Below are 23,761 nucleotides of genomic sequence, written 5' to 3' on the forward strand. Positions count from 1 at the left end.
GGTGGAGCTCGTCGGCGCGCGACTACTGCTCAGTCACCCGTGAGGGGACTGAGCAGGTCAGTCGAGCTGTTGCTTACCGACGGGGGTGGTAGTCGTCGGCGTCGTAGTCGTCGCCGTCGTTCTCGCCGTTCGCAGAACGGTCGCCACCTTGGTCACCGGACAGCTCGCGCTTGAGCTGATCCAAGTCGGTGTCCCAGGTGCGGTACTTCAGGTCGCGAGCGACCTTCGTCTGCTTGGCCTTTGCACGGCCGCGCCCCATAGCGTCGACCCCCTCGCACAAGTCAACCGGGTACGCAGCGTGGCGCCCACGGATCAGTCGTCAGTAATCGTGTTTCTAGGATACCCGGAGCGCGGGATCGACACACGCACCGGCCCCCTGGCTGGACCCCGAGAGGTCCGATCACACCGCTGGTGGGGCGGGTCCGGTCCCCTCAAACCGGCCCGCCCCACCGCGTCGGACCCCCGTTACTTGACCTCGCGACGTGAGCTTGCCCACAGTCCGACGATGGTCGGCACCACGATCCAGACCCCGATCGCGGTGAGCGTCTCGGGCAGCATCCCGTGCAGGTCACGCTCCGCGATCCGGCCGAAGGCGCCGAACACGTCCAGCCAGTTCGCGTTGTCCTTGAACAGCGCCGGGCCGGCCAGCGACCACGCGGTCGGGGCGATGAAGTACACCAGGATCGCGACCGCGGTCTGGGCGATCACCGCACCGAAGGCGGCACCCATCACCACGTTGAGCGCGACGGTCAGGTAGGCCCCGGCCAACTGCCCGCCCACGTCGGCGTATGACGTCGTGTGGTCGGTGACCGCACCGGCGAGGGCAGTTCCGGCGAACGCGAGGACGACGACCGCTGACATCGCCACGACGCTCAGCACGATCGCGGAGACGAACTTGGCCAGCTGGACCCGGACCCGGCGCGGCGACAGCGTGAACGTGGTCAGCGCGGTCCGCTGGGTCCACTCGCTCGTCATCGCCATCACGCCGATCACCGGCAGCAGAAGCATGACGCTGGTCGAGGCGGCACCGAGGAAGCCGTCGAAACCGGCCGGCCCCTGCGGCAGGTGGGTGAGCTGCCAGCCGATCGCGATCGCCGCGAGCAGCAGGATCGCCGCGAGCAGGACCCGGCCGCTCCGGGTGTTCACGGACTTGCGGAGTTCGAGAGTGACGAGCTTGAGGAAGGACTGGCCGCGTGCGGGCGGCAGTGCGGACGCTACCTCGGCCCGGTGCTTGGCCGGGGCCGACGGTGCGATGTCGGTAACGGTGGTCATAGTGATGAGCTCCAGAAGGTAGGTTTGATCAGGCGGCTTCGGCGACCGGGGTGGTGAGCTGGAAGAACAGCTCCTCCAGGCCGGCGCCGTCGCTCTGGCGGAGTTCGAGCAGGATCTGGTCGGCGGCCGCGGCAGCCCGGCCGACCTGCTCGGCGGTGGCGTCGACGCGGAGCGCGCCGTCCTGCAGCGGCTCGGGCCGCAGGCCGGCGGCGGTCAGCGCCTGGTTCAGGCCGATCGGGTCGAGACCGCGGACGAGCGTGCCGCTCCCGGCCAGCAACTCCTCCAGGGAGCCGTTGGCAACGATCCGGCCGCCGCCGATGACGACCAGCCGGTCCACCGTCGCCTGTACCTCACCCAGCAGGTGGCTGGACAGGATCACGGTGCCGCCGCGCGAGGCGAAGTCCTGCAGCAGGCCGCGCATCCACCGGATGCCCTCGGGGTCCATGCCGTTGGCCGGCTCGTCCAGGATCAGTACGGCGGGATCGCCCAGCAGCGCGCTGGCGATACCGAGCCGCTGGCGCATCCCCAGCGAGTACTGCCCGACCCGGCGCTTGGCCGCGTGGCTCAGGCCGACGGCCTCGAGCATCTCCTCGACCCGGCTCTTGGGGACGCCGAGCAGGCTCGCGTTGAGCAGCAGCGTCTCCCGTCCGGTCCGGCCCGGGTGCTGGGCCGCGGCGTCGAGCATGACCCCGACCACCCGGCCCGGATTCGGCAGGTCGACGTACCGCTTGCCGGTGATGGTGGCGTTGCCCGACGTCGGCGGGGTGAGCCCGGTGAGCATCCGCAGCGTGGTGGACTTACCGGCCCCGTTCGGGCCGAGGAAGCCGGTGATGCTGCCCGGCTGGACGGTGAAGGAGACATCGTGGACAGCCGTGGTGCTGCCGTACCGCTTGGTCAGGTTCTCGACGATGATCATGACATCGAGTCAACCGTTCGGGACCCTTCTCCCACATCGGACGAGCGGCTGCGATCACCCCCTACGAAAGTCGTCGGGGACGACCCCTGAACCCACCCGAACGGGTGACGAGAACACCGGGGCCGCGCAACTACGCTGACAGAATGCGACGGTTGCGCCGGTGGTACGCCTGGTGGGTCAGGCATGCCGCGCGCCTGCGCGACGTCCTGTACGTCGGCTTCAGCTTGCTCACCATCGTCGCCCAGGCCGCCTCCGGCGGCGGGGGCTGGGGGATCAAGGACTGGTACGTCCTGGGCGCGGGCGCGGTGGCGTCGGTCGCGCTCTTCTGGCGCCGGCGCTTCCCGGCGACCGTCACCGCGATCACCATCGCCGCGATGCTCACGGCCGGCGTCTTCGTCCCGATGGGCCTCGCCCTGCTGACGCTGGCGATCCGCCGCCGCGACCTGGTCCTGCACATCCTCGGCGTCTGCGCGTACGTCGCCTACGTCCTCAACTCCTGGTACGGCGACGGTGACTTCTGGGTCTCCGTCTTCACCGCACCGTTCCTGATCGGGACGTGGATCGCGGTCGGTGCGTACATCGGTGCCCGCCGGGACCTGATGGTCTCGCTCCGGGACCGCGCCGAGCGGGCCGAGGCCGAGCGCGAGTTGCGCGGCGAGCAGGCCCGGCTGGGTGAGCGGGCCAGGATCGCCCAGGAGATGCACGACGTACTCGCGCACAAGGTGTCGCTGATCGCCCTGCATGCGGGCGGGCTGGAGGTGAACCCGGCGGTCGGCCCGGAGAAGGTGGAGGGCTCGGCCCGGCTGATCCGCGAGACCGCGCGACAGGCGATGGAGGACCTGCGTGAGGTTCTCGGCGTACTGCGTTCCGACGTGAGCGTCGACGGGGCCGACCTGGCGCCGGTGCCGCGAGCGGCGGACCTCGAACGGCTGGTGGAGGATTCCCGGGACGCCGGGGTGAGTGTGACGGGCGAGTTCGCGCTGCCGGACGACGTACCGGTGTCTGTCGGGCGCACTGTCTATCGCGTGGTGCAGGAGTCGCTGACCAACGTGCACAAGCACGCCCGGGGAGCCTCGACCGACGTGGTTGTCCACGGAGCCAGGGGAGTTGGCGTGACGGTCAGGGTGACGAACGTGCGGCCGGTTGCTGCTGGTTCACTGCTCCCAGGCTCCGGTGCGGGCCTGGTCGGACTGCGCGAGCGGGTCGAGCTGGCGGGTGGCAGGCTGACGACCGGCCCGACGACAGAAGGCGGCTGGCGGGTCGAGGCCTGGCTGCCCTGGTCGGACGGCCGCGAGGGCGCCGAAGCGGCTTTGACTGTGGACGAAGGGGAACGATGACGCGGCTGCTGATCGTGGACGACGAGGCGCTGGTCCGGGCCGGGCTGAAGATGATCCTGGAGTCGGACGACGACCTCGAGGTGGTCGCCGAGGCCGACGACGGCGCCGACGCCGCGGCGATGGTGGTGAAGCACCGGCCGGACGTCGTCCTGATGGACATCCGGATGCCGCGGCTGGACGGGCTGGCGGCGACCCGTGAGGTGCAGGCGCTGCCGGATCCGCCCAAGGTCGTCGTACTGACGACGTTCGACCTGGACGACTATGTCTTCCGGGCGCTGCAGGCCGGAGCGAGTGGGTTCCTGTTGAAGGACACGCCGCCGCGGGAGTTGGTGCAGGCCGTCAAGGTGGTCGCGGCCGGGGACGCGATGTTGTCGCCGGCGGTGACCCGGCGGCTGATCGGGCACTTCGCCGCGGACTCGCGCTCGGACCGGCAGCGGCAGGCGCGGGAGCGGATCACTGCGCTCACCGATCGGGAGCGCGAGGTGCTGGCCGCGGTCGGCCGCGGCCTGTCGAACGCCGACATCGGCAAGACGCTGTTCATGAGCGAGGCGACAGTGAAGGCGCACGTCTCACGGGTGCTGGTGAAACTGGACGCCACCAACCGGGTCCAGGTCGCGATCCTGGCGCACGACGCCGGGCTGCTGGACGGGGAGAGATAGGAAACCGGTCGGGACCGTCGGAGGGGTGGGGGGACGACGGCCCGCGACCGGTTTCAGGTCAGCGATCCCAGGGGGAGAGGATGCTGACAGTTGGACTCAGGCGCGGCCGAAGGCCACGCTCTTGGTCCAGATCTTTGCCTTACGCACCGGAACGCCCGGCTTCGAGGAGTGCCACAGCATGTTGCTGCCGGCGTAGATGCCGACGTGGTACACGCCGCCGCCACCGCTCTTGAAGAAGACGAGGTCACCCGGCTTCGCGGCCGCGCGGCTGATGTGCTTGGTCGCGCTGTACTGCGCGCGCGACGTACGGGGCAGCTTCTTGCCGGCCTTCTTGTACACGTAGCCGGTGTAGCCCGAGCAGTCGAAGCCACGCGGGGTCGTGCCGCCGTAGCGGTACGGGGTGCCCTTCAGCTTCGCCGCCTCGCGCAGCACCTTGGCGCGGAACGTCGTGGTACCGCTGGACTTGCCGTAGGGACCGTAGAGCAGTCCGCGCTTGGCGGTCCAGGTCAGCCGGCTCCAGGTCGCCCGGGTCGTCGTGCCGGTGACCTTGAGACCCCAGGATGCCTGGTACTTCTTCAGGACCCGGATGGTGCTGGCACCGTAGTAGCCGTCGGGGCCGAGGTGCAGGGCCCTCTGCACGTACTTGACGGTCGGGCCCTTGTCGCGGAACCGGAGCAGCGGCCGACTCGGGATGCTCCAGTACCCACGCGGGGTGGCGGTGGCAGTGGCGGAGGTGGAGGCCGCCGAAGCGGTGGCCGGAGGGGCGGCGAGCGTGATAGCGGCTCCACCGCCGACCGTGAGGCCCACCGTGAGGACGGCAGCTGCGGCCCGAGGGGTTGCGGGCTTGGTGGGCTTGCGGTGCTTCGCGACAGTCCGGCCGGTGGGCCGGGTACTGATGTCGCTGGTCTGGCTGACGGCGCGCGAAAGCGACGTCCGTCGGGCAGTGACGGGCATGGTTGGTCTCCCGACGCCTACGGAGTTAGCTGTCGGGTTCGGGCTGGGATTCATAGCCCGGTCCGCTCCCGCGGACTTCACCCCAGGGTTCCGACCACTCACGGTCGAGACCCAACCTCCTGGGTCCCCCACCCCTGCCTTGGTTTTCGAGGGGAGCACGGGTGCCTGGCAGGGCTCGGCGTTGACACCTGTGCGGTTCGTCGTATTTACCGAACCGCCGACGACTGTATAACAGAACGATCACGACGCAAACCCTTGGATCCACAGGGAGGCTCCGATAAGGCCCTCAAGGGCTCTCTGACGGATCAGGGACCAGTGGTGAACATCAGGTGTCCTGAGCGCATCTGAGCGGGGCTCAGAGGGCAAATCCGCAGCTCGATGTGACCCCGGTCACATTCGATGATTGCTGTCTGCGACAACGGGCACAGTGCGTGCTCAGGGCACCCTCAGTTCCTTGCGAATTCAGCTATTTCCCGAGGAGCTCGAGGAACCGGTCCAGGCCGACGTTCCCGCCTGACAGTACGACTCCGACGCGCTCCGGCAGCGGCTGGATCCGCCCGGCCAGCAACGCCGCCAGCGCGCTGGCGCCACTCGGCTCGAGGACGATCTTCAGTCGCTCGAACGCGAACGCCATCGCGGCCACGATCTCGTCGTCCGCGACCAGCTCGAAGCTGTCCACCAGTCGCCGGTTCACCGCGAAGGTCAGCTCGCCCGGCGTCGAGATCGCCTGCCCGTCGGCGATCGTCCGCGGTACGTCGATCTCCACCCGCTCACCCGCCGCCAGCGACCGGGCATGGTCGTCGCCCGCTGCCGGCTCGACCCCGATCATCCGGATCCCCGGCGCCAGCGCGGTCGCCGCCGTCGCGCAGCCGGCCATCAACCCGCCACCCCCGACCGGGACGAGCAGCGCGTCCAGCGGTCCGGTCTCCTCGATCAGCTCCAGCGCGACCGTCCCCTGCCCGGCCATCACGTCGTAGTGGTCGTACGGCGGAATGAGGGTGAGTCCACGCTCGGACGCCAGCTCCTTGGCCAGCCCGGCCCGGTCCTGGGCATAACGGTCGTATGTCACGACTTCAGCGCCGTACCCACGAGTGGCGGCGAGCTTCGTCGGCGGTGCGTCCTCCGGCATCAGGATGACCGCCTTCGTCCCGGCGATCCGTGCCGCGAGCGCGACGGCCTGCGCGTGATTCCCCGATGAGTACGCCGCAACGCCGTACCGGAGCTGCTCGGGGGACAGCCGGCTGACCGCGTTGTACGCGCCGCGGAACTTGAACGCGCCGATCCGCTGCAGGTTCTCCGCCTTGAGGAACACGTGCGCCCCGACCCGCTCGTCCAGGGTCCGCGAGGTCAGGACCGGCGTACGGTGGGCGACCCCGGCGATCCGGTCGGCGGCGGACCGGACGTCTGTGAGACTCAGCTCAGGCATGCGGCCGACGCTATCTGCTCAGGTGCGATGTCAAGATGGCGGCATCGGCTCCGTACTGATCGCGAGAGGCTCCCGGCCGGGGAGCCGCGGGTGAAGGAGACACCGTGAAGTACCTAGTGGTTCTGAGCATCAACCCCGACGTGCTCGACGCGCTGACCGAGGACGAGCAGCAGGCGATCGGCGCCGGTCACCAGAAGTTCCTGGCGACCACGAAGGAGTCGGGGGAGTTCCACAGCACCGTCGCGCTGGCCGAGCCGGCCAAGTCCACGGTGGTCAAGGTCCGCAACGGCGTACCGGCGGTGACGGACGGGCCGTTCGTGGAGTCGAAGGAGTTCCTCGGCGGCTACTACCTGATCGACGTGGCGTCGGCGGAGCGGGCGCAGGAGCTGGCCGCGATGATTCCGGACGCGGCCATCGAGGGCCTCGGCGTCGAGATCCGTCCGGTGGTGTTCGAAGACGGTCTGTGAGTTCAGGGGGTCTCGCCGGCTGCGGCGAGACCCCTTGTTCTCTTGGGCTTTCAGTCCGTCTGGTCGTCGACGTTCGCGTCGGCGGCGTTCTTCTTGATCGACTCGATCCCGTTCAGCGCGCCGGCTTTGGTCCCGTAGCTCTCGCTGCTGGTCGCGATCACCTCGCCGTTGCCGGCCTTCAAGCGGAACCGGAACTCGCCCGACTTGTCCTTGTACAGCTCGAACTTCCCCGCCATCGCCATACCTCCAGCTGGATTGTCATCACTCCGTTTCGGAGCGTAACCGGATCAGCCCGCCGGGACCTCGCGCACCACGCCGGGCGGGCCGGACCAGCCCGGCCACGGACCGGGCGCCTCGCCGTCGGCGTCGGAGCGTTCCTCTTCCACTGTCTTGTACGGCTTCAGGCCGCGCGCCTGGTAGTTCACCAGCGCGGCCGGCCCGTCGAGGGTGTTCGTGTTCACCCAGACCCGGGTGATCGGGTCGACGCCGTCGTGGCGCTCGTCCAGGGTCCACGCGTTGCGTAGGCCGACCGTGAGCAGGTGCCCGCCGATGCCGCGGCCGATGAAGCCCTTGAGCAGGCCGAAGTTCTCGATCTCGACCTCACTGCCGACGCCGCGCAGGGCGACGTACCCAGCCGGAACACCGCCGACCCACGGCACGTACGTCTCGAACCCGGGCCGGCTCAGCCAGTCGACCCACTGGTCCCAGTTCCACCCGAGCTTGCCGATCCAGTGCCAGTGACCGCCGACCGCGGTGTAGAGGTAGCGGGCGAACTCCGGTGAGACCTCCTCGACCCGTCTGATCTCCACCGGCTGCTCCCGGGCCGGCAGGATCTCGTCGGGGCTGTGCTGCTCGAGGTAGGTCAGGACGCTGAGTGCCAAGCTATCTCTCCTCTTCGAGTACGCCGCGGATGCCGGCGACCACCAGGTCGACGCCCAATGAGTAGTAGCGGTCTGTGGACGTCGGGCAGACCAGTGTGTCCGCGGCAGCCGTGACCAGCGGGTACTTCCGCGGCGACAGGGCAGCCAGGGACGCGCGCTTCCTGCGCAGTGAATCCTCGCGCGCGATCGGGTCGCTCACCTCCCGGGCGATCGGGTCGTTGGTGACCAGGGTGATCAGCGAGCAGATCGACTGCCGTCCGACCTCGGCCGCGTCGTCGACCGAGAACCCACCCTGGGTGAGCAGCTCCATCGTCCGCTCGGCCATCGCCAGGCCCGGCTCGGCCACCAGGATCCGGCTCAACGTGAGATCCGCCAGCCGCGGATGTCCCCGGAGCGCGGTCACGAACGCCGTCAGCACCTTGTCCAGCTGGCGATCCCACGGCTCGTCGGTCGGCTCCGGCAGTACGACGTCGGCGAGCAGCCGGTCGCCGAGAGCGGCGAGCAGGTCGTCCTTGTCCTTGAAGTGCCGGTACAGGGCCATCGGCGTGACCTCGTGCTGACCGGCCAGCCGGCGGAGTGTGACGGCGGCCGGTCCCTCGTCGTCCGCGATCGCGAGCGCGCTGTCCACGACCTTGTCCGGGTCCAGCCTGCGGGCGGGTTCTTTGCTGATCACGTTGACAAGTTTACACCGTAGACCTAGCGTGTACTGCGTACGCATACAGCGTATACATACAGCGTAGACTCTCTTCGTAGTGAGGTAGGCATGCGACGTAGTCCCTGGGCCACCCTGGCGGTGCTGGCTCTAGCGCAGTTCATCGTGGTGCTCGACGTGACGATCGTGAACGTCGCGCTGCCGCACATCCAGGCGGACCTGAACTTCTCCGCCGATTCCCTGCAGTGGGTGATCAACGCCTACACGCTGCTCTTCGGCGGGTTCCTGCTCCTCGGCGGCCGGATGGCCGACCTGCTCGGGCCGCGCCGGGTGTTCGTGGCCGAGCTGCTCCTCTTCGGCGTCACGTCGCTGGTGGCGGGATTGTCGAACTCACCCGAGTTCCTCATCGCTGCGCGCGCCGTACAGGGCCTTGGTGGGGCGCTGCTCTCGCCGGCGGCTCTGGCGATTCTCACCATGACGTTCGCGCATGGGCGGGAGCGCAACATCGCCATGGGTGTCTGGGGTGGTCTTGCGGGTCTCGGCGGCACGCTCGGTGTGGTGGCGGGCGGCGTACTGGTCGATTCACTCAGCTGGCAGTGGATCTTCTTCGTCAACGTGCCGATCGTGATCGCTCTGGTCGCGGTGATCCCCGTGTTCGTTCGCGACGTACGGCACGCGTCTGGTCGTCGTACGTTCGACACTCTGGGCGCTGTTCTGGGTACGGCAGGGCTGATGGCAATCGTGTACGGCGTGGTGCGGTCGGAGCCCTCCGGGTGGGGTTCGTTCGAGGTATCCGGCGTACTCACGGCCGGAGTGGTGTTGCTGGTCGGGTTCGTCGTGGTGGAGCGACGGTCTGCTGCGCCTCTGGTGCCGCTGCGGCTGTTCCGGTCGCGGGCGCTGAGTGTGTCGGGTGGAGCGCTTGCGTTGAACGGTGCTGCGTTCCTGTCCATGTTCTTCCTGACCGCTATCTACTTGCAGCAGGTGCGTGGGGATAGTGCGCTCGAGGCGGGCGTGCACTTCCTGCCCATGGGTGGTGCGGCGATCGTGGGTGCGGCGTTGGCGTCGCAGCTCGTGCAGCGCGTTGGCACTCGGACTGTGCAGCTCGCGGGTGCTGTGTTGAGTGTGATCGGCCTACTGCTTCTCTCGCAGGCTGACGCGACCGGCAGCTATGTGTCTGAGTTGCTGCCTGGGTTGATCGTGTTCGGCTTCGGAATCCTCGGTGTCGGCGTACCTGGTCAGATCACTGCCGTCTCCGAGGTCCGGCCGCAGGAGGCCGGTGCTGCGTCCGGTGTGGTCAACGCGATGTACCAGGTGGGTGGTGCACTCGGTCTGGCGATCGTCACCACGCTCTCCATCACTCACACAACGCATGAGCTGGCTCGTGGCGCCACGCAGCAGCACGCGCTGGAGTCGGGCTTCGAACGCGGCCTCCTCGTCGCATCCCTGTTCGCCGTGGCCAACGTCCTTCTCACTCTGGCCTCACCCCAGCTCCAGCCCACCTCCTCGCAGCTCACCGAGGCCGCTGCCGCGGCGTAGGTTTCTCCGTGTGCACGAAGAGGAGATCCTGACTGGTGGAAACGTGGCAGCGCAGGTCGTGCGGATCGGATCGACCGTCCGAAAACCTGCGCTGCCACAGACCCCTGGTGTCGAGGCTGTGCTCAAACACCTTGCAGACAAGGGTTTCAAGGGTGCTCCGTCGACGATGGGCATCGACTCCCAGCATCGGCACGTTGTCGAGTACATCCCGGGTGCCCTGGCCGACACCCTTCCGCTGATGACCTTGGACGAGCTACAGCGCCTCGGCCTGCTGATCCGCGAACTTCACGATGCGATGGAGGACTTCGATCCACCGGCCGACGCTCTCTGGGATGTGGCCGTCCCCGATCCGTCCGGCGGTTCGCTGATCTGCCACAACGACCTGGCGCCCTGGAACCTCGTCCGTGACGGCGACCGGTGGGTCTTCATCGACTGGGACAACGCCGGCCCTTCCTCCCGCCTCTGGGACCTCGCTTACGCCGCCCACGGCTTCGTCCAATTCACTGCCGACGGCGATCCCTCGGTAGACGCCGTGAGGTTGCGTGCCCTGGTCGACGGATACGGCCTCTCGGCGGACGATCGCCGTACCCTCCCCGCGCAGATAGCCGCCCACACCCGAGGCATGTACGACCTCCTGGTCCGGGGCCACCAAACCGGCCGGCAACCCTGGTCCCGCCTGTACGCCGAAGGCCACGCCGACCACTGGGGTCCAACCGCCGACTACCTGGCCCAACACCACGACATCTGGGTCACCGCGTTGCGTTGACATAACGGCGTTCTCTGAATAACGTCGTTATATGAAGGCACGTCTGACCCGGGCGGAGAGCAAGGCTCGGACGCGTGTCGAGCTGGTCGACGCGGCCCGGCGGGTGTTCCTCGAGCGTGGCTATCACGCGGCCTCGGTCGCCGACGTCGCCGCGGAGGCCGGCTTCTCCACGGGGGCGGTCTACTCGGCGTTTCGAGGCAAGGCCGACCTCTTCCTCGCCGTACTCGACGCACACCTGGCCGAGCGGATCCGCCGGATGGAGGCCGTGGCTGCCGCCGCGACGACCGCGGCCGAGCAGGCCGAGCAACTCGCCCGGCAGTTCGCGACGGTCAGTGCCAACGACCGCGGCTGGTCGCCGCTGGTCATCGAGTTCTGGGCGCATGCAGCCCGCGACCCGGAGCTCCGTCAACAGTTCGCCGAGCGCCACGATTCGCTGAAGCAGGCCATCGCCCGGATGCTCGACGAGATGCTCGCGCGCACCGGGGAGCGTCTGGTGCTGGGCACCGACGAGGTCGCCATGGCCGCCGCCGCGCTCGCCAACGGCTTGACGCTCGAGCGTCTCGCGCATCCCGACGGGGGGCCCGACGAGCGCTTCGCCGAGCTGGCCGCATTCATCATGAAGGGTCTGTCCCGATGAGCACCCTGAGGCAGTTGGCCGACGTGGCCGTCGCCATTCCCCGCTCCCGCAAGCTCCTCAGCCACGACGGCTGGAGCCGGGAGCAGCTACAGGAGCACCAGCGCGCCCGGCTGGCCGAGCTCATCCGTCATGCGAAGGCGCACTCGCCGTTCTACAGCAAGCTGTACGCCGACCTCGACGACGACATCTCGTTGGACCAGTTGCCGGTCATCGACAAGGCAACGCTGATGGATCACTTCGATGACCTCGTCACCGACCAGCGCCTGCGACTGGCCGACCTCGAGACCCACCTGGCCGGACTCACCACAGACGCCTTGTATCTCGGGACTTACCGGGTCGTCGCGACCGCCGGCAGCACCGGCCGCCGGGGCGTCTTCGTCGCCGATCGCGATGAGTGGCGTACGTTCCTCGCCGGGCTGCTCCGCGTCAACGAGTACCTGGGGTTGCGCCCGCACCTCCCGCGAAGGCGCGTGGCCACGGTCGCCGCGGCGAGCTCGGTGCACGTGACGTACCGCATGTCGCGCAGTCTCGACTTCGGTGCGCACCGCGTTCTCCGACTCGACGCGACAGCGCCGATCGACGTTCTGGTGCAGCGACTCAACGCATTCCGGCCTGAGTTCCTCTACAGCTATCCGTCCGTGCTCGGGTCGCTGGCGACGGAACGTGCCGCCGGTCGCCTGAGGATCGATCCGACGACGATCGTCTCCTCGGGTGAGACGCACACGGAGGAGACGGTCCGTGCGGTCCACGCCGTGTGGGACGTGCCGTGGTACCAGATCTACGGCACCACGGAGGTGCCGATGCTCGGTGCGCACTGCTCCGAGCACACGGGCGTGCACCTGTTCGAGGACCTGGCCATCGTTGAGGTTGTCGACGGCAACAACCGCCCGGTGCCGGCCGGACAACGCGGCCAGCGACTGCTCGTCACCAACCTCGTCAATCGGACCCAGCCGCTGATCCGGTACGTCGTCACCGACCTCGCGACCGCGGCGGCGCAGCCCTGCCCCTGTGGGCGGCCGTTCGCCGTGCTGAGTGCGCTCGACGGGCGCAGCGATGATGTTCTCCACCTCCCGACCGCCGGCGGTGGCGATGTCGCCGTTCACCCGCTCGCGCTGCGCAGCGCGATGGCCACGGTCGCCGACCTGGCGCAGTACCGGATCCTCCACGAGCGGACCAGGCTGACCGTCTCGGCGACGCTGCGCGCGGACGCCGCGCCCGAGCTCGCCGTCGCGGACATCACCGACCGGCTCCGTGCGAAGCTCGACGGGCTCGGCGTCGAAGGCATCCAGCTCGATGTCCGGTTGGTACCGCGCATCGAGGACGGTCGCGACGCCGCCGGCAAGTTCCGCATCATCGAGTCGAGGCCGTAATGGACAGCACCCGTGATGCGGGCCTGCCGCGGCGGATGGTCCGGCAGGTGGCGGCAACCCGCGCGGGAGCCTGGGTCTGTGCACGATTGCTGCATCGCATCGACCATGTCGTGTTCCGCGCCAGTGGCGGTCGGACGACGTTCTCAGCCATCGCCTCCGGGTTCCCGGTGGTGATGCTGACGACTACCGGAGCGCGGACCGGCCGGCCACGCACCATGCCGGTGCTCGCCCTCCCCGACGGTGAGCGGATGGTCGTGATCGCCTCCAACTTCGGTCAGCGGCACAACCCGGCCTGGTACTACAACTTGCGTGCGTACGGACATGCCGACGTACGAATCGGCAGCCGGAGCGTCGCGATGACGGCACGCGAGTTGGCGGGTGCCGAACGGGAGCGCTACTTCCAGTACGGCATCGACGTCAATCCGGGCTGGGCGCACTACCGCAGCCGCGCGTCCCATCGCGTCATCCCGGTGATCATGCTCGAGCCCGTCAGTGGCGAGGAGGACGAAGCAAAGTGACGACGACATGGCAACTAGCTACCGACGGTCCTGCTGCCTACGAACGGAATCTGGTCCCGAAGTTCTTCGCACCCTGCGCGGAACTGCTGCTCGACCTGGCTGAGGTGGTCGGCGGCGAACGATTCCTCGACGTCGGCTGTGGGACGGGAATCGTCGCTCGCAAGGCCGCCGGAAGAGGTGCCAAGGCAGCCGGTGTCGAGCCCAACGAGGGCATGCTCGCGGTCGCGCGGCAGGCGGCCCCGGAGATCGCGTGGCACGCCGCCTGGGCAGATGCGCTGCCGCGACCGGACTCGTCGTACGGCGTTGTCTGTTGCCAACAGGCGTTGCAGTTCGTCCCCGACAGGCCGGCCGCGCTGCTGGAGATGTACCGCGTCCTCGTTCCGGGCGGGCGGGTAGCTCTGGCCGTGTGGCGGCGCCCGGAGCAGAACCCGGCCTTCCTGTCGTTGATCGACTCGCTCGAGCGGGTGGCCGGTGCCGAGGCCGCCGGCATCATGCGCCGGCCGTTCAGCGGGCCAGGTGCCGAGGACCTCCGAGCACTGATGGCCGGCGCGGGGTTCGAGGACGTCTCCCTCCGGATCGGCATCATCGCGGTGCGGTTCGCATCGACTTTCGAGTTCCTGCGCGCACAGGTCGAGAGCTCACCGTTGGCTGGACCGATCGGTGCCTTGGACCGCGATCGCACTGACGCGCTGATCCGGGAGGTCGACACCGCGCTTGAGTCCTATGTGGACGATGACGGTGTGGTCTACCCGCTGCAGACCTGGCTGGTGACGGCGCGAAAGCCGATCTGACACTCGCCACCTCCACTCGACTGGGCGATGGCTTGTTTATCCCCCACGTGGCTTTCGGGGAGAAGGGAGGGCGTTCCCGGATCTGTCATCGCCCTGAGTCCGCGAGGCTTGCTCTGGATGAGGTTCTGACAGGGAGGCTGGGGATGAAGCGAGTGCTACAGGTGCTGGTGGCTGCGACGACTGTGTCGGCGGTGATCGCGGCGCCGGCCGCTGCTGCTGCCGGACCGGATCGCTCCGGCCTGCAGAGAGAACTGGACAACGTCGTGTCCGCGAGTGCGGTGGGTGCGCTCGCGGAGGTGCGTGACGGGCATCGCGTGTGGCGCGGCACCAGTGGAGTCGCCGAGGTCGGTACCACGCGAGACGTCCCGGTCAACGGGCGGTTCCGGGCCGGCAGTATCACGAAGACGTTCGTCGCGACCGTCGTACTGCAACTCGTCGACGAAGGCGAACTGCGGCTGGATGACACGGTGGAGAAGTGGTTGCCCGGAGTGGTTCCGAACGGTGACCACATCACCGTGCGCCATCTGCTCAACCACACCAGCGGCCTGTACGACTTCAAGGACACCTTGACCCCGCCGGAGATCCTGGCCAGCCGCTGGCGAACCTGGACCGCGACCGAGATGATCCAACGCGCGCTGGCCGAACCGCCGACGGTCGAACCGCCGGGTCGGTTCTTCGACTACTCGAACACCAACTACACCCTCCTCGGTCAGATCATCGAGGCGGCAACAGGTGAGTCGTACGGCGACGAGATCGAGCGCCGGCTGATCAAACCGCTGCGATTGAAGGGCACCGAGCTGCCAGGGACTTCGCCCAGGATCCGCGGTCCGCACCCGCACGGCTACGTGCCGACCGACGATGGCCTGCTCGACTTCACCGAGATGAACCCGTCGATCTTCGGCGCCGGCGGCGAGCTGATCTCCACCACCGCGGACCTCAACCGCTTCTTCGCCGCTCTGCTCGGTGGCGACCTCCTGCCGGCCCATCTCCTCGACGAGATGAAGAAGCCGGCCGTCGAGGGTCGTGCGTACGGACTCGGCCTGGCCTGGCGAGACACCCCCTGCGGGATCACCGTCTACGGCAATGACGGCGATTCGCTCACCTACCAGACCTGGTCCTTCTCCAGCCCAGCCGGCGACCACCAGGTCACCGTTGCCCTGACCCCCAACTTCACCGGCGACGCCGACGACGTCATCGATGCCTTCTTGAACAGGGCCATCTGTGGCTCGCCTCGTCCCGCCTGAACTGACCTCAGTCGATTGCCTGAGGCAAACATCTCAGTGCTGGATCAGACCGCCGACCGGGACGGGAGGGACGTGGCCGGTAGGGGGAGTCGTCCGAGCCAGCGCGAGACCGATGTCGACCAGCGATGACCGGCGCAACTGTGCGACCGGCCGAGGGAATCAGCCTCGAATCCACCCCCAGCAGACGCTCAACCACCGCGTCGCACCCAGTCTCCTCAGCAACCTCCCGAATCACCGCGTCAAACGGATCCTCCTCGTGCTCAACCCGCCCACCCGGAAAAGTCCAAGTACTCTCGCCCTTCGCCGACACATGACGCGCAACCAGCACCCGCCCATCCTCAACACACACCGCGTACGCCGCCAACCGAAAACTCATCCCCGCACCCTAATAGCCCCCGGCCTCACAACAAGCATTTGATTGTGGCCGGGGAAAGCGTTTCTGCTCGGTATTACTTGGCGAGTCCTCTGGGCAGCGTATGGGCTGGTGGAAAGCGAAGTGGAGGTGTAAAACTCGAAGCAACGACTGAGCCTCATTGTCGGCTCTGCGACTGTATGCACGACCTGGCACCCCACACGCGCCGGCCGCCGTTGATCGCGGGTCCGGCAGGTCGGGGGTAGGCAGGGGGACCGAGATGTCCGATGATCCTAAGGTCCGTGCGGAGTTACGGGCGCAAATCGAAACTCGGCGGGCGGGTATCGCTGCATTTCTGCACGAAGTCCGGCCTCGCCGCAATCGACTCACCAATATCAGCATCGTCAGCAGCGCGTTGGCGGCCGTTTTCGTGGCAGGTCCAGCCTTGGCCGGCCAGCCATTCACCGACAGCGTCAAGCGCGAACTTTCCCTGGCCAGCGGCGCGGATGTCTGGAGGCCGCTCTGTCTGGCCGCGTTGATCGTCTCGTTGGTGTCGGTCATTTCCAGCAACCTGAGCAAGTCCCAGGACCTGGCAGCCCGCGTCACCGCCGCGGAGGTCTGCAGCACAGAACTCGAAGGTGTGCTGACCTCGCTCCAGTTCGGACGCCTCTCAGTGAAGGACGCCGTCGAGCAATACCACCACTCCGTCAGCAAGATCCCGTTCGTCGAGGAGCTGCCCGACACGTCACGTGCGCTCGGAGAGACCTGGCGCCGACGTCCCAGCTAGGCCCATTCTTCAGAAGCCGTCGATCCTTGGTCGCAGGGCCGAGGGGGTTCACCTTGCGCTCTCCCACAGGACGACTCGGTTTCCTACTGGGTCGGCGAATCGCGAGTGGCGGGGCATGTTCTCACCATCCGTCGGCGGGAAATGCTCCGTCGCACCTGCGGCGAGCGCGCGCTGATGGGCGTCCTCGAGTCCGACGACACCGAGCCCGAACGCGGCCCTGTGTCCGTACTGGGGCTCATCCGTCGACCGCACCCTGATATTGAGGAAGCTGATGGCGTCACCCTCGCCAAGAACCACCTGCCGACTTCCACTTCCCCAGTCCTCCAACTGAACGCCGAGCAGCTCACCCCAGAAGGCGCACGCGACCTCCAGCGCGGCATCAGAGTCGACTCCGATGTTCACCGCGGCCAGCCCGAAATCAACAGCCGATTTCATCTGCGTCGGACTCCCTTCCAAGTCCCGTGCCACCTGATTCAGCAACGCCTCAACTCGCCCAGTCCGTTCACGCAGCACAGACCGCTGCCGCGCAAGAACAGCCCAAGCCTCGGACGTGTCCCCGTCGAGCATCCTGCCGATGTCCTCCGTCGACAACTCCGCCTCCCGCAGCAGCCGGATCCGCCGTGCGGTGTCGACCTGCACGGAGCTGTAGCGCCTGTAGCCCGTCTGCGAGTCAACCGTGGCCGGCCGCAACAAACCGATGTCGTCGTAATGACGAAGCGTCGGAATCGACAACCCCGTCAACATCGAAAAGGTCCCTATCGTCACCAGTCCGTCCGCCACGAAAACATCATCAAGTCTCACCCAACCCGAGAGTCAAGCCACTCCGCGCCGAAGGCGGTCCACCAGTGGTCACCAGTTCGGCTCCACACCCGCGCCCACCACACCGCCCGCAGCACGCCAACCAACACCCACCCACCACCGGCCACCAGCAACCCGCGAGCCCAAGCCAGCCACCCGCAACGACAAACACAAGCCCACAACAGAGGGCAGCACACCACCCCGCCACCCACCCGCGCCAGAGGCAGCAACGAACACGAGCCCACCCCGCGGTTGTCATGGATGGCGGGTGTTGCTGGACCTGTCGCTGGACTTAGGCGGGAGATGATGAGCGGATGGACCTCATCGACATGAGTGAGCGCGAGTACTGGGCATTCGTGGCCAAGCGTCCCGGGATGTTCATTGGTCGAAGCAACCTCAGTGGTCTGGAGGCGTTCTTAGAGGGGTATGACCAGCATTCCATGCGCCATGGCGGTCCAGGCCTGAGTGGCTGGCTGGAATCGCTGGTGGCCAGACGAGGCCGCGACTGTAATCACGGATGGAGTGGTCAGGTCCGCCACGTCGCACTCCCCGATGGGTGGGAGCACTGGGAGCTGTCCGCAGATCAGGAGGAGCATGTCATCAAGGTGCTCTTCGAACTACTGGACGAGTTCCTCGCAGAACGTGAGGCGAAGGCTGCCGACATGTGATCGCATAGCAGTTACACGCAGCGCGATGACCGTCCGCTCCGCGGATGCTCGGGTTGCTGGACCATCAGACAGACGACCTGACACGAAACTGCGGGTCAGAAGGTGGTCAGGCGCGGTCTCGAACCGCCGTCTGTCGCTGGGTCCGCTCAACGTCTCCTGCGGGCGGCCGGCGGTCGGTCCTCGCCGCACTCGTCGTATGGCACTGGTTCATGAGTGTGAGCCCTAGAGGTCATATGCCTCTATGTACACGAGCGGGTGTGTGGGGTCGGACGTCTCGACGACCAGCCTCCTTGCGCCCATGTCAGTGGCCAGTCCGCCCCGGAACGTCAACGGCCCGGGGCAGGCGTTTCTCGTCAGCACTGTGATTGGGTCAACAGCCTTCGGCTGGACGAACCCGCTATCGGCGACAAGCGTGCGCAGACCCTCTGGTGTGGTCCTGAACATGACAGTGAAGTTGTACTCGCCGAAGAACGGATTGAACCCTGAGGTGAAGCGAAGCCCGGCTGCATCGTCGGGCAGCTTGACGGCGAAGTGCTCGGCCGCCTCTGCGAGCTCGACGTTACTGCCTGCGCAGGCGCGAGCATCAGTAATGTCAGCCGGCGGCTCGGGGAGACCCAGATCCGCGGCACCAGGACGGCGAGCGCTCCGACTATGCCAGCCACGCCCAGCACGAGTGCGACCGGCACGTAGGCATTCCGTCCACGGACCCACACCTTAGGTGCTTCATGAGTTGCGCGGCAGAGCCCAAGGCCGGTCTCGAACCGCTGGCCTTCGCCTTTCAGTTCGCTGGACCGGTGCGCGGGATCCCGCAGCGCGTCGTCTGACGGTGGCGCTGCTACAGACTGGATGGATGTCGGAGCAGGTTCTCGCCGCGGAGATGAAGGAGTGGTCCAGCAGTCAATTCAGGCTGTGGATCACGACGCTGACCGAGGCTTCCGCACCAACCGAGATCAACTGGTGGTTGCGAGTGCGGATCATGCCTCAGAGCCGTGTCTATAACCGCACGTTGCCGGCCGATGTTCGCCGCGAGTGGGCGATGGTGTTCTTGTTGCTTGTCGAGGGCAGTGAGAGGTTCGCCGACCTTGACCGATGGGAGGCGGCCACGGACGCCGCCAACATGCGAGCGCTGCTGATCAACGAGCTTGGGCCGCTGCCTGGTGACGAGACCTGGGATCCGGCGGCACTGGTCCGGAGCGTTCTCGCAACTACGACTCTGCATCCACAAGCCGCCAGTGAGATGGCTCGTCGATGGAGAGCGCTACCTCGCGAGGAGACGCTGCTGCTCCGGCGCCACAAGAACCTGCTCGCACCACTGACAATGGTGATTGACCAGGCACCCGCCGGATCCGACCGAGATATCGCCCGAGCATGGCTGGCCGTACGAGCGAGCCTGCCATGACGTCGATGTGCTCGGACGGCGTGATCACGGTCACCTTGCCGAATGTGGCCGGCGTCGGGGTCGATTGCGCGCGGCAGCGCGCAGGTGCGGGCGACAGCCCGCAAGACCGTGGGCGGTAGCCCACAAGGAAACTTCGGGTGGGTGGGAGCGCGCGGAGCCGGCGCGATGAGGAGCGGAGCGACGAGGGAGCGGCTGCGTAGCACGCGTGGGAAAGAAAAATCCCTCCCCGGCGTCGGAGAGGGTTCTGGTGGTCAGGGGCGGTCTCGAACCGCCGACCTTCCGCTTTTCAGTTCGACTGCGGCCTACCGTCGGCGCAGCAACAGCGTAGCCGTCTGGGCCTTCTTGGCGGCGCGAAGCGGTCGTTGGTGCAGGCTGTTGCGGTCGTCGTTGCGGTCACTCGTCGCCGCCAGTTAAGAGATCGTTGGGGGCAGAGGCCCGGTCGCATCGAGCAGGGCAGAGTGCGCAAATACTCCAGAGAATCGACGGACGTAGTAGTACGATCCGTACGTGCTTGATCCATTCTCTGAGATGCATCATCTTGTATCTAAGGCTTATCAGCGGAACTTCGCGAACGACGTTCGTCGTGTCACTGTCATCGCTGCGCGCTCGGGTGAGGTTGTTGATCGCGCGAGGGCGATAAAGAACAATTTCGTACGTGCAGGATATAGTGCTCAGATTGATCGCGCTGGTGTAGCGGACTCGCGGCTTGAGCTGGAATTCTCCAAGATCGAGACCCCAATTCTCCATCAAATCCGGCAGATTACGCCTGAAAACTGCGGCCCCGAACTGAGTGCGGCTGTAGTAAATCTCTTCGCTCTGCATCTCGTGCGCAGCGAGGCTTTCGAGGCCAAGCATAACCGGATTGTCGATGACCTCCGGCGTGAGTGGCTGCCGGATCTCGCTTCCAAGCCTGAGTTACGCGAGCGATACGCGGCTGACTTCGGCACGCGTCCAACTGACCAAGATATCATCGACATTGGTGAACGGATCCTGATCGAGAATGTGCGCACCAATCGACTGCACGTTGGCGGTATGGTGCGTATGCACAACAAGATCGCCAATCAGCTCGCGAAGTTCCATGTGCAAGTGATCACGTCCGATCAGTTGGAAATGGGCTTTGCGCTTGGCGATGTGCCGGTAGTTCACGCCAACATCAAAACAGCTCGATATGGATTTCGCGACAATCTCGCCATCGGAGATGCGGATCTAATCGTCGGTCCGCTCACCCGCACAACCGCAGCCGCATTGTCTGTGCGTCCGCGGAAGCCGATCAAGTTGACCGTTAAGAGACGGATGCAGGAAATCAATGCGGTGTTCGCGCGAGCGGCCCTGAATGAAGTCGCCTGCCATCCGGATGATGCACTTGAAGTTCGCCGAGTGTGTCAACAACTGGACAGGCTGTCCCCCAATCGGCTCGTTGACGGGTGAGGCGCTCGGTGCGCAGTCCGTAGCGCCGGGACCCGCTACGGCTCCTGTGTCTGATTAAGTCGACCGAGAATGTAAGAATCCAAGCCGTCCCCCGTCCAAGATGTTGCGTCGTTCAAACGAGCCATTAGTAGTTCGCGTAGTAAGTAGCATGCAACAGACCCGGTCTCGAATTCCTTACCGGCCCGGCCAAATTGCACCTTGAGGTTCTTCTTCGAGTCTGTGCCATGCGCAATGGATGATCGACGCCCATAGATGGCCTTCATTGCCCTAAATGTAGTTTCGGCCGGGATTCCGGCAGTTCGAGCGAGGATAGCGCTCGCTCGTAGCGAATACCGAAAGTTCAGTTCATCATGCTCTTCGCCCAATAACGCCTCTAGGCCAATACATGCGTCAATCAGTCGGTCGTCTCTATCGTCCCCTCGCAAGCTCGTGAGCGAGAGGCGGCGGGCTGCGAGCCTGACGTTCCCTTTGGCGCCCATAAGTTCTTTGTACAATGCCGGAACTTTCTGGATCTGATCCGATCCGACAGTCGCTTCGCTCATTGACTTGAGCCACTTATATCTGTCAAATGACTCTGGGTACCGTCTCAGTACAGCTACGCGCTGTATATCTGGGAGAGCTCCTGTCCAGCCATCCGACCATCCTAGTGGCCTTACTAAGACCTGTGAGTATCCAAGTGGCAGAGGCGTGACGATTCGAAGTAGCTGGCAGACCGTGTCAATTATGTCCAAGGGGAGGCCGGTTGGTCCTAGTCGCCAAAGCCGATCCCAGGGGTCGTCATTAGGGATGTTGATGTTGTGTAGAACAACCGCGTGCGTGGCTGCTGACGCAACGGGCGTCGGGACAGTGCCGATGCTTGAAGCTGATTCCGTCCGAGCCGCTTGGAACTTTTCGTCCATTGTCTCGATGCTGATGTTGTCAGCCACAGCAAAAGTGGATTGTAGGTCAAATGTGATGAGTGTCAAAGGCACGACAAGATCAACGGCTAGTGCCTCTTTGAGGATCGCGTTCTCACGCAAACAGTAGAGGGCTCGCAGTTGCGAGTCGTCATCGAGGCATTCGAGTGCGTTGGCCCGGTCCAATATCGAGCTCAGCAGTCGTGAGAGTTCTAGTGTGAGCCAGAGTTTCTCGCGTCCGCCGGATAGGTTGACGCCCATGCCGTGAGGCAGCAGGCGAGCCTTGATTTCTGGACGCTCCTGATCGATGTAGCCAATTAACTCCGAGAACTTTTGTCCGGGGTCCGATGTTGAGCACCCCCCAGGAACTTCGCTGAACGTAGGTGGATCCTGTGGACCGGAAATTAAGCTATCTGACTCGAAGTTCGGCCAGCCGGATGTAAAGTAGTCAATTGACGGGATTCGCCTCGTTGGCAAATTGGCGTGACCAATTGCTGCGGCGACCTGCCGAGTCTCGGATAGTGCCGCTTGAACCTTCTGCCACATCCCGCCGTCTTGCGGCTCCACCATCGATCACCACTCTCGGCCATGCTTAAGCGACGTGAAAACAGTGCTCCGCTCATCCTGCCCGAGATGTCGCAGATCCGCACGGATGCGGCGTGACCTAAATCCGATGACGCTCGTGTGCCGATCTAGAGCAGCTCGAGAACCCATTCCCAGCGGAAGTTGTCGGTCACCTGCTCTCCGGATCCCGACTCGACGGGTGAGAGCGAGTTGATCGAGCCGTCGTGGGGATCGGAGATGTGAACACCTGCATAGCGGAGCACAGCCAGGGAAGCCAGCCCAGCCCGGATGGCCGGCAATGACTCGGAGTCGATCTCGGTAGCGGGTCGGAGTACGTCGTGCGGGTGTAAGGGCGGATCCATCCTGGCCGCGCCAAGTCCACCCTTCTACGGGCCAGACACCGTTCTTACGGCTCGGTGTGGCGTGGATCGCCCAAGACTTCATCGGCCAGCGGGGTCCGAGTGGCCCGCTTCCAGGTGCGAGCTTTCTATTGTCGTGTTGGCAAGAAGTTGAACCGCTATCAGGTCACCAACGAACAGTTCCAGGGTCGCGGCCAGGTTGTCCACCTCGTCTCGGCTAGGACGGGGAACAGCGCCGTGAACGAGGTTACTGCGCACCTTGTAGCAGCGATTGAAGAACTCTGTAGGCGACATCTCTATATAGGTCCGATCGCCAAGCGTCTTAGCCAATCTCCGCCCGGCCTGCCCAACACTCTCGCGCTTGAGATCTCGGAGTCCGCCCTTCAATGACTGCTTGTCGGACTCCGTCAGATCTGCCTCGCCCAGACTTTGAATCAGTCCATCGACGAGATCGCCAATCTCTTTCGGGCGAGGATTCTGTTCCGCGAGAGTCTCGAATGCCATCATGAGCATCATGAAGCGCGCGTCAGCTGACGGTTGGAAGAATGATCCGCTGTATAGGTCGTACGCAAGCTGCTCGGCAGGGCCTTGAGTTACGGCCCGCGCGCGAGCCTCACTTACTGCAGCTTGCAGCCATTGCTTCGGCTTAACAACTTGAAGCTGCAGGGAATTAGCTCGACCAAACACGGCCTTTTCGACATCGTCGTAAACCAGGATGCCGTGGACGTCTTCGAAGTATCTAACGCCGGTGCTCTCGGTGAAAATCCTGGATCCGTCGACCGAGATCCGGCCACCGCCAGGCGCGCGATCACCGAAATCCGCGGCGACCCCAATGCGGGCGAGCGCGACCTGAAGATAGCCACGCCACAGCGTCGCCGCATGGCTCGCTGCGTCTGCGGACTGCCAACTCGCTCCGACCAGGAGCAACTCGTCCGACTCCGCAATCGCACGCTTGTCCCCGGGGGACTTCAGCACAACACTGAAGTTCTCCTCGGGATCAGTCAGAGCAATCTCCGGGACTTCGATACCAAGGCGGCATCGCGCGGGCAGGTGGAACCGGAGTCTGAACCGAAAGGCCATCGCT

General features: G+C 65.8%; 27 protein-coding genes and 1 riboswitch. Of the genes, 14 read left to right on the forward strand and 13 right to left on the reverse strand.

All coding sequences use genetic code 11. The annotated features are described in order from the left end of the window. Positions 1-73 precede the first annotated feature (73 nt). The 3 genes from ACGFIF_RS33770 to ACGFIF_RS33780 all read right to left on the reverse strand — a co-directional run bounded on the left by ACGFIF_RS33770 (position 74) and on the right by ACGFIF_RS33780 (position 2,188). A complete protein-coding gene (locus ACGFIF_RS33770; RefSeq protein ID WP_137252242.1) occupies positions 74-259 on the reverse strand; it encodes a DUF3073 domain-containing protein in 186 nt (61 codons plus the stop codon). A gap of 206 nt (positions 260-465) precedes the next feature. Further along, on the reverse strand, positions 466-1,272 hold the full coding sequence (locus tag ACGFIF_RS33775) for an ABC transporter permease (RefSeq protein WP_393160145.1): 807 nt from the start codon (positions 1,270-1,272) through the stop codon (positions 466-468). A 28-nt stretch (positions 1,273-1,300) separates the two neighbouring features. Further along, positions 1,301-2,188 carry an ABC transporter ATP-binding protein gene (locus ACGFIF_RS33780; RefSeq protein WP_393160146.1) on the reverse strand — a complete coding sequence of 296 codons (888 nt, stop codon included), beginning with the start codon at positions 2,186-2,188 and terminating at the stop codon, positions 1,301-1,303. A 143-nt stretch (positions 2,189-2,331) separates the two neighbouring features. Here ACGFIF_RS33780 and ACGFIF_RS33785 point away from each other — a divergent pair, with 143 nt between their 5' ends. Together ACGFIF_RS33785 and ACGFIF_RS33790 are read left to right on the forward strand one after the other, a co-directional pair. Continuing rightward, positions 2,332-3,525 carry a sensor histidine kinase gene (locus ACGFIF_RS33785; RefSeq protein WP_393160147.1) on the forward strand — a complete coding sequence of 398 codons (1,194 nt, stop codon included), beginning with the start codon at positions 2,332-2,334 and terminating at the stop codon, positions 3,523-3,525. After that, positions 3,522-4,184: a response regulator gene (locus ACGFIF_RS33790; RefSeq protein ID WP_393160148.1), complete on the forward strand. Its 663-nt coding sequence runs from the start codon at positions 3,522-3,524 to the stop codon at positions 4,182-4,184. The genes ACGFIF_RS33785 and ACGFIF_RS33790 overlap by 4 nt, the downstream gene beginning before the upstream one ends. A gap of 96 nt (positions 4,185-4,280) precedes the next feature. Here the strand turns inward: ACGFIF_RS33790 and ACGFIF_RS33795 are convergent, their stop codons facing one another. Then, complete coding sequence (locus tag ACGFIF_RS33795; protein WP_393160149.1) at positions 4,281-5,138, reverse strand: C40 family peptidase; 858 nt, start codon at positions 5,136-5,138, stop codon at positions 4,281-4,283. 2 nt (positions 5,139-5,140) lie between these two features. After that, positions 5,141-5,329: riboswitch (cyclic di-AMP (ydaO/yuaA leader) on the reverse strand. A 275-nt stretch (positions 5,330-5,604) separates the two neighbouring features. Then, positions 5,605-6,564, reverse strand: coding sequence for a threo-3-hydroxy-L-aspartate ammonia-lyase (locus ACGFIF_RS33800; RefSeq protein WP_393160150.1), 960 nt, complete (start codon positions 6,562-6,564; stop codon positions 5,605-5,607). 104 nt (positions 6,565-6,668) lie between these two features. Here ACGFIF_RS33800 and ACGFIF_RS33805 point away from each other — a divergent pair, with 104 nt between their 5' ends. Continuing rightward, positions 6,669-7,031, forward strand: coding sequence for a YciI family protein (locus ACGFIF_RS33805; protein ID WP_393160151.1), 363 nt, complete (start codon positions 6,669-6,671; stop codon positions 7,029-7,031). Positions 7,032-7,081: 50 nt separating this feature from the next. Here ACGFIF_RS33805 and ACGFIF_RS33810 read toward each other — a convergent pair whose 3' ends face one another. Genes ACGFIF_RS33810 through ACGFIF_RS33820 form a run of 3 tightly spaced genes read right to left on the reverse strand, consistent with a single transcriptional unit; the run spans position 7,082 to position 8,585 of the window. Continuing rightward, the gene (locus ACGFIF_RS33810; RefSeq protein ID WP_393160152.1) at positions 7,082-7,267 is read right to left on the reverse strand and encodes a YegP family protein; all 186 of its coding nucleotides are present in this window, start codon (positions 7,265-7,267) and stop codon (positions 7,082-7,084) included. A gap of 51 nt (positions 7,268-7,318) precedes the next feature. Further along, positions 7,319-7,912: a GNAT family N-acetyltransferase gene (locus ACGFIF_RS33815; RefSeq protein ID WP_393160153.1), complete on the reverse strand. Its 594-nt coding sequence runs from the start codon at positions 7,910-7,912 to the stop codon at positions 7,319-7,321. 1 nt (position 7,913) lies between these two features. Next, positions 7,914-8,585 carry a TetR/AcrR family transcriptional regulator gene (locus ACGFIF_RS33820; protein ID WP_393160154.1) on the reverse strand — a complete coding sequence of 224 codons (672 nt, stop codon included), beginning with the start codon at positions 8,583-8,585 and terminating at the stop codon, positions 7,914-7,916. A gap of 90 nt (positions 8,586-8,675) precedes the next feature. On the opposite strand from ACGFIF_RS33820, the gene ACGFIF_RS33825 reads away from it, so the two are divergent. The 7 genes from ACGFIF_RS33825 to ACGFIF_RS33855 all read left to right on the forward strand — a co-directional run bounded on the left by ACGFIF_RS33825 (position 8,676) and on the right by ACGFIF_RS33855 (position 15,426). After that, positions 8,676-10,100 (forward strand): MFS transporter, encoded by a 1,425-nt coding sequence (locus tag ACGFIF_RS33825; RefSeq protein ID WP_393160155.1) that lies wholly within the window; start codon positions 8,676-8,678, stop codon positions 10,098-10,100. A gap of 10 nt (positions 10,101-10,110) precedes the next feature. Next, positions 10,111-10,866, forward strand: a complete 756-nt coding sequence (locus ACGFIF_RS33830; protein WP_393160156.1) for a phosphotransferase enzyme family protein — start codon at positions 10,111-10,113, stop codon at positions 10,864-10,866. A gap of 31 nt (positions 10,867-10,897) precedes the next feature. After that, complete coding sequence (locus tag ACGFIF_RS33835) at positions 10,898-11,503, forward strand: TetR/AcrR family transcriptional regulator (protein ID WP_393160157.1); 606 nt, start codon at positions 10,898-10,900, stop codon at positions 11,501-11,503. Next, positions 11,500-12,873, forward strand: coding sequence for a phenylacetate--CoA ligase family protein (locus tag ACGFIF_RS33840; protein ID WP_393160158.1), 1,374 nt, complete (start codon positions 11,500-11,502; stop codon positions 12,871-12,873). The genes ACGFIF_RS33835 and ACGFIF_RS33840 overlap by 4 nt, the downstream gene beginning before the upstream one ends. Next, positions 12,873-13,391 carry a nitroreductase family deazaflavin-dependent oxidoreductase gene (locus ACGFIF_RS33845; protein WP_393160159.1) on the forward strand — a complete coding sequence of 173 codons (519 nt, stop codon included), beginning with the start codon at positions 12,873-12,875 and terminating at the stop codon, positions 13,389-13,391. Before ACGFIF_RS33840 ends, ACGFIF_RS33845 begins: the two co-directional genes overlap by 1 nt. Next, complete coding sequence (locus ACGFIF_RS33850) at positions 13,388-14,182, forward strand: class I SAM-dependent methyltransferase (RefSeq protein WP_393160160.1); 795 nt, start codon at positions 13,388-13,390, stop codon at positions 14,180-14,182. The genes ACGFIF_RS33845 and ACGFIF_RS33850 overlap by 4 nt, the downstream gene beginning before the upstream one ends. 143 nt (positions 14,183-14,325) lie before the next feature. Beyond that, positions 14,326-15,426, forward strand: a complete 1,101-nt coding sequence (locus tag ACGFIF_RS33855) for a serine hydrolase domain-containing protein (RefSeq protein ID WP_393160161.1) — start codon at positions 14,326-14,328, stop codon at positions 15,424-15,426. A gap of 7 nt (positions 15,427-15,433) precedes the next feature. On the opposite strand, the gene ACGFIF_RS33860 is transcribed toward ACGFIF_RS33855, so the two are convergent. Next, complete coding sequence (locus ACGFIF_RS33860) at positions 15,434-15,802, reverse strand: NUDIX hydrolase (RefSeq protein ID WP_393160162.1); 369 nt, start codon at positions 15,800-15,802, stop codon at positions 15,434-15,436. 256 nt (positions 15,803-16,058) lie between these two features. Here ACGFIF_RS33860 and ACGFIF_RS33865 point away from each other — a divergent pair, with 256 nt between their 5' ends. Continuing rightward, positions 16,059-16,565, forward strand: a complete 507-nt coding sequence (locus tag ACGFIF_RS33865; protein WP_393160163.1) for a hypothetical protein — start codon at positions 16,059-16,061, stop codon at positions 16,563-16,565. Positions 16,566-16,613: 48 nt separating this feature from the next. On the opposite strand, the gene ACGFIF_RS33870 is transcribed toward ACGFIF_RS33865, so the two are convergent. Beyond that, positions 16,614-17,366 carry a MerR family transcriptional regulator gene (locus ACGFIF_RS33870; RefSeq protein WP_393160164.1) on the reverse strand — a complete coding sequence of 251 codons (753 nt, stop codon included), beginning with the start codon at positions 17,364-17,366 and terminating at the stop codon, positions 16,614-16,616. Positions 17,367-17,677: 311 nt separating this feature from the next. Here ACGFIF_RS33870 and ACGFIF_RS33875 point away from each other — a divergent pair, with 311 nt between their 5' ends. Then, positions 17,678-18,031 (forward strand): hypothetical protein, encoded by a 354-nt coding sequence (locus ACGFIF_RS33875; protein ID WP_393160165.1) that lies wholly within the window; start codon positions 17,678-17,680, stop codon positions 18,029-18,031. 222 nt (positions 18,032-18,253) lie between these two features. Here the strand turns inward: ACGFIF_RS33875 and ACGFIF_RS33880 are convergent, their stop codons facing one another. Next, the gene (locus ACGFIF_RS33880) at positions 18,254-18,475 is read right to left on the reverse strand and encodes a hypothetical protein (protein WP_393160166.1); all 222 of its coding nucleotides are present in this window, start codon (positions 18,473-18,475) and stop codon (positions 18,254-18,256) included. Positions 18,476-18,881: 406 nt separating this feature from the next. Here ACGFIF_RS33880 and ACGFIF_RS33885 point away from each other — a divergent pair, with 406 nt between their 5' ends. Beyond that, positions 18,882-19,430, forward strand: coding sequence for a hypothetical protein (locus ACGFIF_RS33885; RefSeq protein ID WP_393160167.1), 549 nt, complete (start codon positions 18,882-18,884; stop codon positions 19,428-19,430). 507 nt (positions 19,431-19,937) lie between these two features. Next, positions 19,938-20,858, forward strand: coding sequence for a DUF4238 domain-containing protein (locus tag ACGFIF_RS33890; protein ID WP_393160168.1), 921 nt, complete (start codon positions 19,938-19,940; stop codon positions 20,856-20,858). 1,588 nt (positions 20,859-22,446) lie between these two features. On the opposite strand, the gene ACGFIF_RS33895 is transcribed toward ACGFIF_RS33890, so the two are convergent. Further along, positions 22,447-22,680: a hypothetical protein gene (locus tag ACGFIF_RS33895; protein ID WP_393160169.1), complete on the reverse strand. Its 234-nt coding sequence runs from the start codon at positions 22,678-22,680 to the stop codon at positions 22,447-22,449. 78 nt (positions 22,681-22,758) lie between these two features. Beyond that, positions 22,759-23,757: a hypothetical protein gene (locus tag ACGFIF_RS33900; RefSeq protein ID WP_393160170.1), complete on the reverse strand. Its 999-nt coding sequence runs from the start codon at positions 23,755-23,757 to the stop codon at positions 22,759-22,761. Between the last annotated feature and the right edge of the window lie 4 nt (positions 23,758-23,761).

The sequence above is a fragment of the Kribbella sp. NPDC049174 genome (assembly GCF_043197365.1).
Classification (GTDB): Bacteria; Actinomycetota; Actinomycetes; order Propionibacteriales; family Kribbellaceae; genus Kribbella.